Annotated in this window: 13 protein-coding genes; 8 read left to right on the forward strand and 5 right to left on the reverse strand. The window is 40.5% G+C overall.

Annotated elements, in window-relative coordinates; all coding sequences use genetic code 11:
- Nucleotides 1-717: 717 nt before the first annotated feature.
- Together L2Y28_RS22660 and L2Y28_RS22665 are read left to right on the forward strand one after the other, a co-directional pair.
- Nucleotides 718-1,971: a ParA family protein gene (locus L2Y28_RS22660; protein WP_001050364.1), complete on the forward strand. Its 1,254-nt coding sequence runs from the start codon at nucleotides 718-720 to the stop codon at nucleotides 1,969-1,971.
- Nucleotides 1,968-2,972, forward strand: coding sequence for a ParB family protein (locus tag L2Y28_RS22665; RefSeq protein ID WP_001278838.1), 1,005 nt, complete (start codon nucleotides 1,968-1,970; stop codon nucleotides 2,970-2,972). The genes L2Y28_RS22660 and L2Y28_RS22665 overlap by 4 nt, the downstream gene beginning before the upstream one ends.
- Before the next feature lie 61 nt (nucleotides 2,973-3,033).
- Here L2Y28_RS22665 and L2Y28_RS22670 read toward each other — a convergent pair whose 3' ends face one another.
- The 4 genes from L2Y28_RS22670 to L2Y28_RS22685 are packed head-to-tail and all read right to left on the reverse strand — an operon-like array spanning nucleotide 3,034 to nucleotide 5,714.
- A complete protein-coding gene (locus L2Y28_RS22670) occupies nucleotides 3,034-3,423 on the reverse strand; it encodes a hypothetical protein (protein WP_000815011.1) in 390 nt (129 codons plus the stop codon).
- A complete protein-coding gene (locus tag L2Y28_RS22675; RefSeq protein ID WP_000598517.1) occupies nucleotides 3,420-3,941 on the reverse strand; it encodes a hypothetical protein in 522 nt (173 codons plus the stop codon). Before L2Y28_RS22675 ends, L2Y28_RS22670 begins: the two co-directional genes overlap by 4 nt.
- Nucleotides 3,934-4,770, reverse strand: a complete 837-nt coding sequence (locus tag L2Y28_RS22680) for a hypothetical protein (RefSeq protein WP_000700976.1) — start codon at nucleotides 4,768-4,770, stop codon at nucleotides 3,934-3,936. The genes L2Y28_RS22675 and L2Y28_RS22680 overlap by 8 nt, the downstream gene beginning before the upstream one ends.
- Nucleotides 4,767-5,714 carry a metallophosphoesterase gene (locus L2Y28_RS22685; RefSeq protein WP_000718595.1) on the reverse strand — a complete coding sequence of 316 codons (948 nt, stop codon included), beginning with the start codon at nucleotides 5,712-5,714 and terminating at the stop codon, nucleotides 4,767-4,769. Before L2Y28_RS22685 ends, L2Y28_RS22680 begins: the two co-directional genes overlap by 4 nt.
- A 363-nt stretch (nucleotides 5,715-6,077) precedes the next feature.
- Between L2Y28_RS22685 and parM the strand changes: the two genes are divergently transcribed.
- Nucleotides 6,078-7,115: a plasmid segregation protein ParM domain-containing protein gene (parM, locus tag L2Y28_RS22690; RefSeq protein ID WP_000818954.1), complete on the forward strand. Its 1,038-nt coding sequence runs from the start codon at nucleotides 6,078-6,080 to the stop codon at nucleotides 7,113-7,115.
- 11 nt (nucleotides 7,116-7,126) lie between these two features.
- Nucleotides 7,127-7,765, forward strand: coding sequence for a hypothetical protein (locus tag L2Y28_RS22695; RefSeq protein ID WP_012695436.1), 639 nt, complete (start codon nucleotides 7,127-7,129; stop codon nucleotides 7,763-7,765).
- Nucleotides 7,766-7,821: 56 nt separating this feature from the next.
- Here the strand turns inward: L2Y28_RS22695 and L2Y28_RS22700 are convergent, their stop codons facing one another.
- Entirely contained in the window at nucleotides 7,822-8,790 is a 969-nt protein-coding gene (locus L2Y28_RS22700; protein ID WP_072201439.1) for an IS5-like element IS903B family transposase, read from the reverse strand.
- 443 nt (nucleotides 8,791-9,233) lie between these two features.
- Between L2Y28_RS22700 and hdtA the strand changes: the two genes are divergently transcribed.
- The 4 genes from hdtA (at nucleotide 9,234) to rsp (ending at nucleotide 15,088) form a co-directional block, all read left to right on the forward strand.
- Entirely contained in the window at nucleotides 9,234-9,686 is a 453-nt protein-coding gene (hdtA, locus tag L2Y28_RS22705; protein WP_000952689.1) for a H transfer determinant A, read from the forward strand.
- Nucleotides 9,676-10,101 carry a hypothetical protein gene (locus L2Y28_RS22710; protein WP_000836981.1) on the forward strand — a complete coding sequence of 142 codons (426 nt, stop codon included), beginning with the start codon at nucleotides 9,676-9,678 and terminating at the stop codon, nucleotides 10,099-10,101. Before hdtA ends, L2Y28_RS22710 begins: the two co-directional genes overlap by 11 nt.
- Nucleotides 10,102-10,109: 8 nt before the next feature.
- Nucleotides 10,110-10,664 carry a plasmid transfer protein gene (locus tag L2Y28_RS22715; RefSeq protein ID WP_000235773.1) on the forward strand — a complete coding sequence of 185 codons (555 nt, stop codon included), beginning with the start codon at nucleotides 10,110-10,112 and terminating at the stop codon, nucleotides 10,662-10,664.
- A 119-nt stretch (nucleotides 10,665-10,783) separates the two neighbouring features.
- A complete protein-coding gene (gene rsp, locus L2Y28_RS22720) occupies nucleotides 10,784-15,088 on the forward strand; it encodes an IncHI-type conjugal transfer protein RSP (RefSeq protein ID WP_001232109.1) in 4,305 nt (1,434 codons plus the stop codon).
- Nucleotides 15,089-15,231: the final 143 nt, after the last annotated feature.

Below are 15,231 nucleotides of genomic sequence, written 5' to 3' on the forward strand. Positions count from 1 at the left end.
GGGTTCAGTCCTGATGTTGGCATTCCGTTCTGGGCGGCGTTGCTATCACTTGCTCCCATTATGCGAAAAGTGCCTGCTGATACAGATTAACGTCATATTCATGCATGCCGGTCTGCCGACACCAGTGCACGGGTTTTTTTCGGTCATTACAATACCGGGCAGGGGATTAAATCAGGGCGTGGTGTGACTGAGCAGCAGCTGGGACACTGTCAGCCGCTGGCAGATTTAACCCCCTTAATCTCCACACTGGGGTTGCCTCCTTAAGTTGGGTTTCATTTCGGGGTGAGGTTGCTAACTCTGCTCCCATAATTCGTAGTGTGCCTCCTCAAGAGATTAACACCTCATATCTTTAGACTGGACTGACGACAACGGTTCACAGTTAGGAAACGTATATCAGCACACCGGTGAGATAGATTTTAGGGTCTAAGCAAGAAATAGGGTAGGCGTGAAGATTCATTAATGGAGCTCTTAACTTCAAAGCGTAGAGAAGGAGACAAGAATCGTGGTTTAAACAGGTTGTGCATTAGGTATGGACTAGAGAGTCTGAGCTCACATCTGCAAGTTAAGCTCACAAAAAATCATAAAAAAGTAAACAAACATTAGCTTAAGATTGAAACTAAGGATAGAATTGTACGCATAACAAGGAAATGGACGCATTATACGTAAAGTTTACATATATGCGTAAAAGTCGGTTTTCAGTGCAAAAAGGTCATAACCATGAATTTACTTGAAAAGATCGCCCTCGTTGGTCAGCGCATGAAAAGCGAGCAGATTTCTCTAAAGGAATCTCTGATGGCTTCATCAAGAGTATCTGTTTCTGATGATAGTGTTGATGGTGTTGATAGACTGATCTATAACCACTGTTTGAATAAAAAAAATCTCTCTGATTTTTTTGGGAAGTCACGAGTAACGTTCAATAAAATACTTTCGGACTTAGAAGAAAAAGAACTTGTTGGTGCACCTATTTATCAAAACAAAAATCATCTTTACACCCGCTGGGATGTTCAAAAAATAATGGATGCCCTGGGTTATCCCAAGTACCGCGATCATTACTTTAGCAGAGCTATTGTTACTCAGAATCATAAAGGCGGTACAGGGAAAAGCACTACATCTGTAGCTTTAGCAGTAGCAGCTGCTTTAGATCTACAACTCAATGCACGTGTATTAATGATCGAATGGGACCCACAAGGTTCGATTGGAAGCAGCATGATTCAAAGTGTCTCAGAAGATGATGTCTTCCTTACAGCAATTGATGCAATCCTTGGAATTTATGAAGAAAATTCTGAGTATAAAAAATATTTAGATTCAGGATTCTCTGAAGAAGAAATCATCACTAATATGCCTTTTTCAACGCATCTGCCAAACTTGGACGTAATAACGGCTTTTCCGACAGATGCTCGTTTTAAAGATAAATACTGGCAATGTTCTAGAGAAGAACGTACGTCTTTGTTACTACGTTTCAAGGAAGTTATCTTACCGGTACTGAAGCAGAACTATGATTTGATTATTATAGACACTCCACCTGAAGATTCACCTTTGATCTGGGCTGCTGACGAAGCGGCCGATGGGATTCTTGTCGCAGTGTCACCACGTGAATATGATTACGCCTCTACTACAGACTTCATGCTTACAATAAGTGAAAGGTTTAAACAATCACCAAGTAAGGGCGACAATTTAAAATGGTTCAAAGTTCTTGCTGTCAATGTAGATGACAAAAGTCCATATGAAAGAATAGTTTTGGATAAATTAATCAGAACTGTTCAGGACCTTTTGATGTCCGCTAACATAAAAAATTCTGAAGCATTTAAGGCAGCTGCTTCCAAAGGGCGTACAGTGCTTGATATCAAAAAATCAGAGGAACTTTGTTCCGCAAAGCAGCTTGATGTCGCAGAAGAATCTGTATTACAGGTATATCAGCAATTTATAAATGAAATAAAAAGTTTTTCAGCTAAGCAAGGAGTTAACGCATGAGCGATGAGCAACATATCGGGAATGATAAATCTCGATATTTAAACGCACCAAAGCGGACAGAAGTCGGTCACCGTTCAGGTCTTGCGGGTTTGAAAACAGCACCTCGCATAAAAAAGTTATTCACTCTTCATAAGGGCCGGAGACTTGAAGCGGAACATGTGATTGTTCCAGCCCAGAGAGTGGAGAAGGAGACCTTAGTCCATCCAGCGAACCCACGAAATCAAGAAGCCCTTACAGATTATTCTGTTAGAGATATTCTTAAGCAGATTGAAGAAAGAGGGGTCGATACCGAAGGGATCGCTGTAAAAAGAGATGGGGTTTATTTATTAATAGAAGGAAGTCGCAGACGTTTCTGCTGTATAAAGGCAGAAAAGGATCTCCCCCTGTGGGTTCTTCCGGATGAACTAACCGAAGATGATATAAATTCAATTATATCCGCAGCACAAACATCTCGAAAATTTTCATATAGAGAAGTTGGGTTTCAATTTATCAAAAAAATGGAAGAAAAAGGATTTTCTACTAATGAAGAACTCGCAGCATATCTTGGGATTAGTCATGTATCGGTAGCCAAAAGAATCCAGGCGGCCCGTATTGACGAAACATTGATCTCTTTATTCCCGGATTATGAAGGAATCCCGAACTCCTATTATAGTCGCTTGTCTCGTTTACAGAAATATGTGCAAAAAAATCTATTTCCTTTAGATGAAGTAATAGATAATGTTAAAGAGGAAACAAAAGATTTAGACATTGGAGATCTCCAGGTTGCTCAAAAAGTTGTAATGGAAAAAATCACACAATCTGTGGAAAGTGTTTGTGAAAAAACTTATTCCACAAAATGGGAAACAAGTGATCTTATTACTTTTGATAACAAAGATAAGTATGCAAGAATCAGTAAAAACAATACTGGTAGAAAAATTCGCTTTGAATTCAATAGGATAAATGCGGGTTTTATTAAGGAACTAGAGGAGTTCATAAAAGAAAAATTAAAAGTATCAGAATAAATATTGAACTGCATCTTTATGATGCAGTTCATATGATTTATATTTTTAATTTCTTGTTATATTAATATGGGGTGTGCGCAGGTTCAGACATATAAGGTCTTAGTTCTATATGAACAGAAGCGCCATTCCCATCATTTACTACGTTTAAAGGTGCTTTTCCCGGCAATGACATAGTTGCAACGTCAGGTCCAGAAACAGCAAAATTATTTTCTGCTGAAGGCATTACTGTAAAAATCTTTATAGCAACATTTTCATGTCTAAATAATGAAATCCCAAAAGTAGAACCAGCTTCGGTATTGCTCACGTCCACAACCACAGGGGTTTTTCCTAGATATTCATTAGTTAGTATGTTTTTTACTAATGCCCCTTCCGGGACAGTATAGATACGGTATGGATATGCTAAAGCCGTGTGACAAAAACATATTAAAATAACAATTAATGTTTGTTTCATAGATTATCCTCATTCAAAAATAAAAGATATAACTCTTGAAAATCGTGGTTAGTAATTAGGTCCGCTTTTCCGGGAAAATCGTAACTAACAGAAAATAAAAGCGAAAGCGAATCTTTTCCTTTTGCTTTGGGAGAGATTCTGCTAAAAGCACGGTTAATAAACATAAGTTGATCTTCATTGTTGAAGCAAAGTCCAAGCATTCCAACCGTAGGAACTACGAATGTGCTTACGCTGCCTGGGGGCAAAAGTTGCTTACTACGGGCATTGTAAGCACAACGACTACCACCTAGCGTTAGGCCTGAAAGCTCAATAAAACTTCTGGTTCCATTCTTGGCGACAAGCCAAACATCAGTTCCTGAACTTTCGACACGTAAAGTAACTTTTCCGTCAGTAAAGGCCTCACTTTTATTGTATAGAATAGGGTCAAAACCAACTGTCGGGAGTTCTTCGATTTTACTTTCTACTGACTGACAACCAGTCAGTAATGCAAACAATAAAAGTGTGATAACTTTAATCATCCCGCTTCCTTAGATTGTTTTTGGCGCTCGTTATAAAAGATAATGATTCACCGGGGTAGAGAATTGTTTCTTTCGTCCAATAACCATAACCACCGAGGATATTTTTTCTTTTCTCAATATAAACGGGTTCAGAAAATACTAAATGTTGATATTTAGGAAGAGATAAGATTTCATATTTTCCTTGTCCAACTAAGAGGTAATTCTTCTCTTTAGGATTGATGGTTACTGGATTACCAACACTTTGAGGTATGTTAAGTTTTTTTATATTTAGGTCAGAATAGTCAGGAACGGACACTTGATCATTAGACGTATTTCCGGGAAGAGTAAACCCTTTACCCTGATCCGGTCCAAAGATGGCAATTATATCTTTGTTGTTTCTTGTGATCGAAACGATAGCCTGAAGGGGCGTATTAGCAAGGTCATTTATAAACGATATAGTTAGACTTGATTTTGGCTCGACCCAAACAATGCTTTTTCCGGATGTGCCTTCGCTTAATGCAATTTTTTCATTTAGTAAGATTTTATTTTTGGCAATGATATTATACTCAAGTTTTGGTATCACAATAAAAAGTGATTCTTTATTTGAAACATTCATGATTTCTAAGAAATTGGTTTTGGTCATGCTGGTCTTTAGAACAGGCCTATATTTACCATTTATAAACCACCTTCCGTTTATAAGCTCCGCTTTAGCAGATATAAGTGAATCACTTTTCTGTGCGGCAGAAGAAAAAGCATCTTTTCTATGCTCTTTCTCTTGATGTGGTGCAGCTGCTGCGTGAAGATGCAAAAGTAATGTTGAAATTGAGATAATCTTCCAATTTATCTTCATCTTGTTACCTCAATGTTGTTTTCAATCGAATCGAGTTCTAAAGGATAGGTTTTAAGTGAATAAAACTTGTTTGTTGTTTGTATTAGCTGATGACACAATAAAACTGGATTGTTCTTCATGATTATTTCTACTAATGTAAGTGCTGGTGAGTCAGTTTGCGGTATACCCGGAGCAACTATTACCTGGTCTTCTAATTTTGACATATAGAGTGATCCAGTATTTATATGCAAACAATTACCGATCAGTACTGGAAGATTGTTTTGAGTACGACCATGGGCTTTTCGAATGCTGTTTACAGGATTCCTACCTAGGACCATAAGGTTGACGTCATTTATCATCATTGGTATTACGGCATGGTCCATACCGAATAGAAACTGGCTCTGAAAAATATTCACATTGGCATAGTTGAATGCTTGAAGCGCATTATAAGTATCAGTGAATGATGTGCGGATAGGGGCGTAATCAGAAGGGCAAACCCCAATTTTTATATCGCCTTTTAGTAAAATCTGCATCATCGTACCAAGCTGGGTATTAAGAAGTTTTTTTACCTCTTCCTCTAAATAGTAACGATTCACAGCTTTATGCCACTTTCCGCCCATTACACACCATCTCTCATTGAGGTATGTGCTGGGGTAAAATGTTCTCCGGTCTTTGTTTAATGGTAACAATTTTTTTAACATTTCTTCTCCGGCTCCGGCAGCTGAGAAATGCCTCACAAAACGTCCATCGAAAAAGCCACTGTTTATCGCCTTCATCAATTCTATGGGTTCCGGCCCATAGTCAAACAAATTTCCAGTAGAGAAAATTACTATCTCTTCTTCTGGCTTTGTAACTGATTGGATCAAGTTGCACAGCGCAGAGTAATGTCCATGAGGATCTGCCAGAAAGAAAATCCTTCCGGAGAAGTTTGTAAGGTCTATAGTTTGGACGTGCTCAGCTGCCATAAATTCCTCTACGTATGTTTACATCGATGATACGGTATTTCGAACTATGATTTTTTTACAAAAAGGCGTCATTTTGGATTCTAAGCCTAAGGACCTTTGTTACTTACAGGTAAAGGCCCCAGTCCTGGCTCTCAAACAGTTCATACTTAGGATGCAAAGTAACTTTCTGATTATAATTGGCTCCTTTATAAACATGGTTAATACATGAATACAGGAAATTTAACGGTAAGGTATTTAAAATGGAAGGATGCTGAAATAACATAGACTTACGTATTTTTTTAATAGTGTTAATGTTGATAATAGGTCACCATTAATGTATAAAGTTAATATCTAATATGGTCCTATTAATAAAAGAGAGTTTTTATGGCTGAACTATTAAAATCTGAAAGTCCTGTTTCACCATCAGTGCAGGATATCACTGAAGCTTTAAAAATCGTTGTCGATGATGGAAGTAAAGCTGCAAAACTGGTTTGTCTTAATGAAAGAAACGAATTAGTTCCCTTGCTTACACAAAATAGTTTTGTTCCAGATTTCCGTGTTCGCCATGAGGGTCTCAATCCTTTTAACTATCTTATTGATGGGCTGGAAAGGTTTTCGCATCACAGCGAATCTAGTAACTCACTGGAATCGACTGATGTATCTCACCAATACGATGAAATTAGCCGGTTAAATGTTCACCATGCACTTCATGCTTCTGGTTTAGTTCCTCAGGATGTTCACCTCTTTGTTACTTTACCACTTAGCCAGTTCTATACTGCTTTAGGGGAAACGAATATTGAAAATATTCAGAGAAAAAAAGATAATCTGATGAAACCAGTAGAGCGTTATCTTGACGGTAAACGCTATTCTTTTAACGTTTTGTCTGTGACTGTTTTCCCTGAATCTTTACCAGCTGTGACCCGGGCAGATGAAATTGAGGATATTGCTTCATTTGAATCAAGTTTGGTAATTGATCTTGGTGGTACTACTCTTGATGTTGCAAGTATTACTGGGCAATTAGAACAGATTTCGAAAGTAAAAGGTTTTGACCGTATTGGTTGTTCTATTGTTTACGATGAGATCAGCAGGTATCTTGAATCTGAGAAACTGAATACGAGTAATGCTTACATTCATCATCTTGTTGATAATCGTCATGATAAATCAGCTTTGAAGGTTGCAGAGGACAAGCGTGACGGTGTTTTTGATGCGGTAAACTCTGCGGTACAGAAGTTGCAAAGTAAAGTAATCAGAGCGGTTACACAAGTCGAAGAGAGGCCTCATAATGTTTTCCTTGTTGGGGGAGGTTCATATCTCATCGAAACAGCTATTCGTAAACATTTTGAAACGGCTAAAGTTATCATGGTAGACAATCCGCAGTTCGCATTATCTTTGGCAATTGCTGATACTATTTATTCAGAATAATGAGCTAGAACATGGCTAAATACCCTATCTCAAATAAGGCAGATAACGACCGGATTCAGATCCGGTCTTTCTGGATATCCGAAAGAAAAGCACCCTATGTTTATAGTTTCTTGAAAAAAACAGAACTTTGTCATAGGGGTGACCAACTGGATTTAATTAGGTCGGCTATTAGTACCGGGTTGGTATTAAATAATTTATTTCCTGACTTGGCAAATTTTATAAATGGTTTAAACGAAAGATTAACACTTGCAGATCTTAATAGGTTTCTGAATGATGGAAATACTATAGATACTGAACCTAAGCCTCCTATTAATGTATTGCTAGAGAATGTCTTAGATCAAAAGTTTAAGGAGTATTTAACACCTCTACAATTAGATAATTCAAAGCAGGATTCTGTTTCTGTAAAAGAAACCTTCCTTGTACAAAAGGAACATGCCTGCTTTGGTGTGAAGATTGAAAATGAGGGAAGCGATACCTCTATACCATCTGAAAGCCCACTTTCTTCAGGTGCATCCAAAATTTCAAAAGAAAAGTCCATTTCCTCTGTGGTGCCAGTGCTAGAAAAAGTATCGGATGAAAATCAAACCGCCTCCATAAGCATAAAATCTAAAGCTAAGGCAAACAAGCGACTAGCGACTTTGGCAAGATAGGGCTTTGTTGAATAAATCAGATTTCGGGTAAGTCTCCCCCGTAGCGGGTTGTGTTTTCAGGCAATACGCACGCTTTCAGGCATACCTGCTTTCGTCATTTTGTTCAGCGCTCGTACCAGGGCCATAGCCTCCGCAACCTGACCATCGTAGTCACGCAGCGTCAGTGAACCCCCGAACAGCTGTTTTACCCGGTACATCGCCGTTTCCGCTATCGAGCGACGATTGTAATCTGTTGTCCATTTCCACCGCGCATTACTCCCGGTCATTCGCTGATTAGCCACTGCACGGTTACGGTCTGCATATTCACCGGGCCAGTAACCCGCACCTTTTCGGGGAGGGATAAGCGCGCTGATTTTCTTACGCCGCAGTTCATCGTGACATAGCCGGGTATCGTAAGCGCCATCGGCGGCGGCTGACCTGATTTTCCGGTGGGTTTGCCGGATTAACCCGGGGAAGGCCTCTGAGTCCGTAACGTTGTTCAGCGACAGGTCTGCACAGATGATTTCATGTGTGTTGCTGTCAACTGCCAGATGCAACTTTCGCCATATACGACGGCGTTCCTGGCCATGCTTTTTGACTTTCCACTCGCCTTCACCGAAGACCTTCAGCCCGGTGGAATCAATTACCAGGTGTGCGATTTCACCCCGGGTGGGCGTTTTGAAACTGACATTAACCGACTTTGCCCGCCTGCTGACACAGCTGTAATCCGGGCAGCGTAGCGGAACGTTCATCAGAGAAAAAATGGAATCAATAAAGCCCTGCGCAGCGCGCAGGGTCAGCCTGAATACGCGTTTAATGACCAGCACAGTCGTGATGGCAAGGTCAGAATAGCGCTGAGGTCTGCCTCGTGAAGAAGGTGTTGCTGACTCATACCAGGCCTGAATAGCTTCATCATCCAGCCAGAAAGTTATGGAGCCACGGTTGATGAGGGCTTTATTGTAGGTGGGCCAGTTGGTGATTTTGAACTTTTGCTTTGCCACGGAACGGTCTGCGTTGTCGGGAAGATGCGTGATCTGATCCTTCAACTCAGCAAAAGTTCGATTTATTCAACAAAGCCGCAAGATAGGTGAGAGACAGTACAATCGACTTCTGAGTTCAACTTGTCTTACCAGGAAAGCCAGCATACTTGCTGGCCTTTTTTTTGTTATAATAAACTCAGGCTTCAGCTGAATCTGTAAAATTACTGTTAATGAAACGGTATTTTAGGTTAATTTGGATGCTGTTACAGGAAGTGCGGATTTTTCCTAAATTTGTAAAAAACCTAAGAATTATCTTAATAAATCTGGTACTTAATTATTATTTTACGTAAAAAGTCTTTGTGGTTTAATGGTTATGTAAGGATTTTTTGATACCCTTATACCCGATGGACCTAAGGTCACTGACAACGATGTTCATGTAGAATCTTCGTTTCTGTAATCCCTTTTGTCCTTGTCCCAAATGATTGATTATTATAATAAAGGCTGATCGAATGCTATCTCGCAACTCACTAATACATGGTTTACGCCGAGACCAGTTAATCGGAGTTCTGACTATTTCAGAGTTTCCGGTAGTTATGGTAGAAAGCCACTTCATTCAGTCTGAGGTTATGGGAATAAAACCCGTAATTTTTAATATTGATGAGCTTCTTGTTTCTATATCCCCAATTTCCTCTCTTAAGTTCGATTGGGAGTGGGCCCCAGTTGATACAATACTCATTGAAGTTATCATTCCACCTGTAGAGTCAGACCTTGTAAGTGCAGAAAATGACTTCCTCCGTGATTCTGGTATTGGCCATATCCAGTGCGAGCCTGGCGGAGCATCAATACGACGTACAGTTACCTTCGTTGGTGGAATAACCGCTGATAACTTACTGTATCAGTTGAGGCTTATGTGCGTAAGCGCGTTAAAACTTTTAGGAGAGGAACTGGGGGATGAAGTCTAAGATTAGATATGTTTTATCTGGTTTTGTTGTGTTATGTGCATTTGCTGGAGTTTATAAAATCCTAAACAATGTTCCGGTTAAACCTGACCTTTTGGACTTCACTGGAAACACATTTAAAAAGACATCACTCTTCCTGCCATGTGATAAAAGCTCGCCTTCTTTAAACATTAAAATTGCTGATAACGAGAAAATCGTGATCAACGGCATCGCTTCAAAAGTAACTTTTGTTGAAAAGGCTGACCCCGTCAAAAGCCCTGGTTTTTGTGATGATCTTGATCTAAACAATTCTCGCCTTGTACATACGGCATCTTACAGCCTGGTGATTTCTGAAACCAAAACAGGATTTACACTATCAAATTTCAAGCATCTTGCCGATGATGAATCATTAGGCGGTATGTGGTTTTATCAAAAGTGACTTTTTATATGGCAACTTCAGACTTCGCTCTTAAAAACCATAATGTTAAAGCATTTGGTCAGGATGCAGCCCTTGTCATTGAGATGAACAATGAAGATGTTAGCTCATCAAAACCTTCACCTTTTTCAAATGAGATTGATAATTATTATCTTACATTGCACGTCGCTCCAAGGAACGCAAAAAAAGATTATGACTGGGGCTCAAACCGTTCTGTACTTCTAAAATTGTCGACGAATGAAGTTATGCAGATGGCATCTGTATTTCTTAGAATCATGCATACTTTAAAGATTGATAAGAGGAAAACCTCACATCATGGCCACGTCGTATACAAAAATATAAGCGTTACCCCAAACGAGAGGGGCGGTTTGTTGTTATCCGCAGGGATAGTTCCAGTCGATAAAGATGGCTTAAAACCCTTCATGCACATGGTCCCCGTCTCACAAATGGATTGCGTTAAAATTGGCCTCTACATACTTGGATATCTTGCTCAAAAAACGCCCTGGGTAAGCTCCGAGTCTATAATTACCGCGCTTCGCTTATCTGAAGCCAAGAATTCAAAATAGCGCATTAACATACGGAATATACGGAAAAATACAGGTTTTTTTAAATGTTATACGAACGGATATTTCTGTTTTTCATCGTAAAGTGAGTTTAATTTTGCTCAGAAAAACAGGTATTCGTCATGAGAAAATCAGGTTTAGGTTTAGCCCTGTTGTTTTCTTTAATTGCTCCGATTAAAGCGGTCTATGCTGAAGCGATTATGATTTCAGGAAAGCTACAGGCTGATTTGCCAGCCGTATCCTTTGACCCGGGGCCGGGCGACTTTGTTGCATACGTTAATTCTAACACTATCACTGCCTCAGGTGCAGGCACAGCCTGTAATGTAACGGTTGATGATCGAGCGACTTCCTCTGTTGATAACCTCGTTTGTTTTTTTGAGTGGTTACCCAATACCTTGGGATTAACTTCTAACGGCTTCACTCTTTCAGGCGTTCCCAACACCACCGGTGATTTAAAACTACCTTACAAGATTTCTTACTTCTCTGGTTCTGAACGGAAAAAAGTTGAAATAGTAAAAGGTGAATATTCAATCAAAAGTGTGGCACCGGTAAAACCAACTATCACCGGTCTTAAATCATCCCTGAACGGATTAGTCTATGACGGCTTTTCTTTCAAATCGTATTTAAAGGATGAAGCGATCAAAGATATCGCTGTTTCTGTTGAACCCCGCAATTATATTCAATACATCTCAATAGGTTCAGGCTCCGCCTGTGAAGTACCTATTGGCGGAACTTCCTGTACCATTGAAGTTGGAAGCATTAAGGCCAGTGATACAGATGAACTTTTGGGTTCACGTGATATCACAATTACAGCAAACTCTAAGAATAATTATTTCGCACCTCCTGAATCCAAAAAGCTTGTTGTTAACTGGGATTATCGGCCTCCTGTAGTAGACCATACACTTTGGAATTTTACCGATGAGGCTAAAACAATCAAAGTAGGTGGCCAGGACATCTATACCGGAGCCAAAACCGTTGCTGTGGCCGTTAAGGTACCCCAGCAAGAAACAGAAGGTGAATGGTGGCTCCCAACAGCTATGTCGCTCACTATGACTCCGGATGGCGTGTTTAAGCCGACGACTAAAGTGACTTTAGATGATGGCACTGAGATTGATTTCAAACAGTCCTGGGCAACCCCTTTACGTAGAACTTTACAGCCGGTAAGTGGACCTCAAAAAGTCGGTGATGAGTACCTCTATATCTTTGACTTAACGGATCTTATAAACGGGTCCTACGCAGCGACTTTTACAGTAGAAAATACGAGCAAAAACTCTTCTACGTACACTGAGCCTGAAAGCAAACTGATGCTGTCTGATAACCCAACGCTTATGGTTCTCAAAGATGGGCAGGTATTAACTAAACGAGCACCCGTATACTTCCTGAACGAGATTATCGTTGCAGCTTTCCAGGGGCAGGCTGGGGTTGCTGACATAAAATCAGTAACAATAGACAACAAAGTAGTTTCGTTAACACCTACAAATTATAAAGGTATTTACTACCTGCCGGTTGGAGACGATTTAGCAGTTAATTCGGATCACGAGATTACTGTGGTGGCTGAAAACCTTTATGGAAAAAACGTAAATTTCAGTACCGTGTTCACTTATCAACCTACTGGATTCACTCTTAAGAATCTGGAAAAAAACGTAACTCTTTACTCGCGCGTACGTCAGTATACGGACCTGCTTAGTCAAACAGCTGGTGATAAATGCACTCTGTTTACCACAGAGGAAAATGCGAATGCTTACCTCGCCTGGTATGGGGAAAAATCAGATGTTACAGCATGCTACCCTCAGTGGAACAATGTCCCTGATGGGTTGGAGTTCTATTTTAAAGGACGTACCCCGGGTCTAACTGGATTCTTTAATAAAACAGGTGAGAATCTGCTCGACTATCAAGTCTATATGATTAACGGGAAGGGCTCTAAAGCGGTTTCCGCAAGGAATCGCCGTACTCTGACCACACAATTACCATACAACCCGATCATCTCTTACAAAAAGAATAAAGTCATAGCAGGCATCAATCCGAACACTGCTCTGGCTTATACGACCGGGGGGGAGGCCGCTCGAATATTAGCGAAGGTGGTACCAGCTGACGTTACGATGATCGTCTCTCAAAACGGCTCTGAGGCTGTCAAAACGTCATTTAAAAATCGTTCCTCAAACAACGATGCAACGACCTTTGTACAAAGGGTCAAGGTTGCTGCTGCACCATTGTGGACAAAGAACGTCTTTGACATAGCTGTAGAATACTCAAAGGATCCAGAATTAAGAACTACAGACACCCTCAACGTATATACGGTGCCTGATTTCAATATTCGAGCATCGATGGAAGTGGATGACAAAAAAACAGCCACATCTCTTGAAGTGCCCTTAAAGGTAACAGTGGGGCGTTATAACAACTCCACACGTAAAAGTGCATTTGACCGTAAAACAATGGGAGAATGGGACGTCACGATATACTCTCAAAAAAGTGTATACGGCAAAGATCCAGAAACAGGCCGTTATAAAACTACATACGAAAGAACTGCGCTGACTGAAGCATTGCCGGTCAATGATGCGGGCATTGTCGAAACCAAGATTAAAATTGAAAATATGGATCTGGGTAATATGCGTCTGGTTGGTGTGGCTAAGGTCAGATCGCCATTCTCTGATTTTGAAATGAAACGTGAGACCAGTGCTGTAGGCATTCGAATCTATAAAGGTGAGGAACTGGAGGGTAACCTGTCGAAAAGCCTTATTATCGGAAGGATCCCACTTAGTACTCTGGTAAGCTTCAAATCTGCCAGTACGGCTAACTCTGATGCACTCGCCCCCACCGAATGGCAGCAGTCCTCTGATAATGGTCAAACCTGGACCATGCTTTCCGACATGACCGGAAAGAGAAGTGTAAGTATCAAAAAGACAGAAGTAGGAAAGTGGCTTTATAGGGCAAAAATGACTAATAAATTCACATCCAAGATTTCCTACACAGATGCCTTAACGGTAGTTACCTACAAGCAGCCTAAGCTCAGTATAGATGTTACAGACATTCTTCAGGGCTCAGATATACCTGTAACCCTGCTTGATAACGATGAACCTATACCAGCAGGCACCGCTGAGGTTCTCTGGTCAGAGGATAAAGTCAACTGGGTGCAGGGAGATACAACTTACACTGTGGCTTCAGCTGATACCCTACCGTCTACGATTTATGCCCGGATGCGTTACCTTGATTCCGATGAACTGGCAGAGGAGTCTTCATGGAAGGAAACGTCTGCTCGGTTGGCAGCCGCAAAACCCAAGCGCCTTTCTGTCTCGGTAACGGGGGTTTCAAAGGTAGAGGTTGGTCAAAAAGTTACTTTGGAAGGTAAGTTCACGAACCCTAACAGTAAGTACCAGAATGGTAATAACGTAGTTGAAGAATGGAAAACACCGGATGGCCAGACATTTAAGGGCTCTTCACTGTCTGTTACCCTTACTGAGCAAATGTTGGATAAACAGGGATATGCTGCTTTTGAATACAGTGCATGGTTAGCGGACAATAAGGAGAATACGGTTTCTACCCGTAGAGTTTCTGTCAAATCGTGGGTTTATAAATTTCCCGAGATGAAAATAAGCTCCAAACTTAAATACGACATGGCACCGACCACCCTACGCGTTGCGTTGAGCGGTATTAAGGATGGAGACTATCCTGGTGTTACTTATTCCCGTGAATGGATCTACGACAAAGAGAATCTGGTAATCACTAAAGATGAAGGTGACACCAAAGAATTTACAATTGAAAATCCTGGCAAATATACATTGATGGTTGTTTTCAAAGATAACCGAAACAATGAACAGCGTATCGAAAATACCTTTGTTGTCGATGAACAAACGCCAATGAACGTTGAGATGACACCCAAGTTCTCTAACAAATATATGAGAGCTCCACTCGATGTAACCTTAAGGTCAAACATCAAGCTATCTCATTCGGCGGACTCGATAGATACGGTCACATACAAGGTGAACGGTGAAGTAATACCCAGCGGCAAAAATTATTGGGCTCAACTGATCTCGGGTTTAAAAGAAAAGAAATACGAGATTACAATTGATGTTGTTAGTAAACTTGGACAGAGAGGTTCAGCATCTGTTGAGTTTGATGTCGTTAAAAACGCAGTGCCTAATTGTACATTGAGCTACACGGAAACCAACCTAAGCTGGAGCTTTACCAATAAATGTGATGATACTGATGGAAAAATGGTTAGATATGAATGGTTCATCAACGGCGAATTAAGGAACGTTTTCGGTAGTACGGCTACACTTTCTAAAAACCTTAACCGTGGTAAGCAGGACATAAAAGTAATTGCTTATGATGATAGTGGAGACTTTGCAACACAGCACGTGACAGTTTTCGGACCGGCTGAAGAGGCAAGTAAGTCTGAAAACACTGTATCAATACCAAGCAGTGAGTAGTTAATTTTTAAATATAAAGCCGGGACATTATGTCCCGGCTTTTTTATACCCAATAATTGGACCTTTGAAAAATTAATGTCGGAAAGTAACTTTGCTCCAAAGGCATCTTTCATGGCCGCTAACAAAGCTGCGTATACATGCTG

The sequence above is a fragment of the Enterobacter sp. JH25 genome (assembly GCF_021725435.1).
Classification (GTDB): domain Bacteria; phylum Pseudomonadota; class Gammaproteobacteria; order Enterobacterales; family Enterobacteriaceae; genus Enterobacter; species Enterobacter intestinihominis.

Excerpts from the sequence above, each read along its gene's own strand:
- hdtA (WP_000952689.1), top strand. The coding sequence starts at position 9,234 with ATGCTATCTCGCAACTCACTAATACATGGTTTACGCCGAGACCAGTTA.
- L2Y28_RS22680 (WP_000700976.1), bottom strand. The coding sequence starts at position 4,770 with ATGAAGATAAATTGGAAGATTATCTCAATTTCAACATTACTTTTGCAT.
- L2Y28_RS22715 (WP_000235773.1), top strand. The coding sequence starts at position 10,110 with ATGGCAACTTCAGACTTCGCTCTTAAAAACCATAATGTTAAAGCATTT.
- L2Y28_RS22685 (WP_000718595.1), bottom strand. The coding sequence starts at position 5,714 with ATGGCAGCTGAGCACGTCCAAACTATAGACCTTACAAACTTCTCCGGA.
- L2Y28_RS22710 (WP_000836981.1), top strand. The coding sequence starts at position 9,676 with ATGAAGTCTAAGATTAGATATGTTTTATCTGGTTTTGTTGTGTTATGT.
- L2Y28_RS22660 (WP_001050364.1), top strand. The coding sequence starts at position 718 with ATGAATTTACTTGAAAAGATCGCCCTCGTTGGTCAGCGCATGAAAAGC.
- L2Y28_RS22675 (WP_000598517.1), bottom strand. The coding sequence starts at position 3,941 with ATGATTAAAGTTATCACACTTTTATTGTTTGCATTACTGACTGGTTGT.
- L2Y28_RS22665 (WP_001278838.1), top strand. The coding sequence starts at position 1,968 with ATGAGCGATGAGCAACATATCGGGAATGATAAATCTCGATATTTAAAC.
- rsp (WP_001232109.1), top strand. The coding sequence starts at position 10,784 with ATGAGAAAATCAGGTTTAGGTTTAGCCCTGTTGTTTTCTTTAATTGCT.
- L2Y28_RS22670 (WP_000815011.1), bottom strand. The coding sequence starts at position 3,423 with ATGAAACAAACATTAATTGTTATTTTAATATGTTTTTGTCACACGGCT.
- parM (WP_000818954.1), top strand. The coding sequence starts at position 6,078 with ATGGCTGAACTATTAAAATCTGAAAGTCCTGTTTCACCATCAGTGCAG.
- L2Y28_RS22695 (WP_012695436.1), top strand. The coding sequence starts at position 7,127 with ATGGCTAAATACCCTATCTCAAATAAGGCAGATAACGACCGGATTCAG.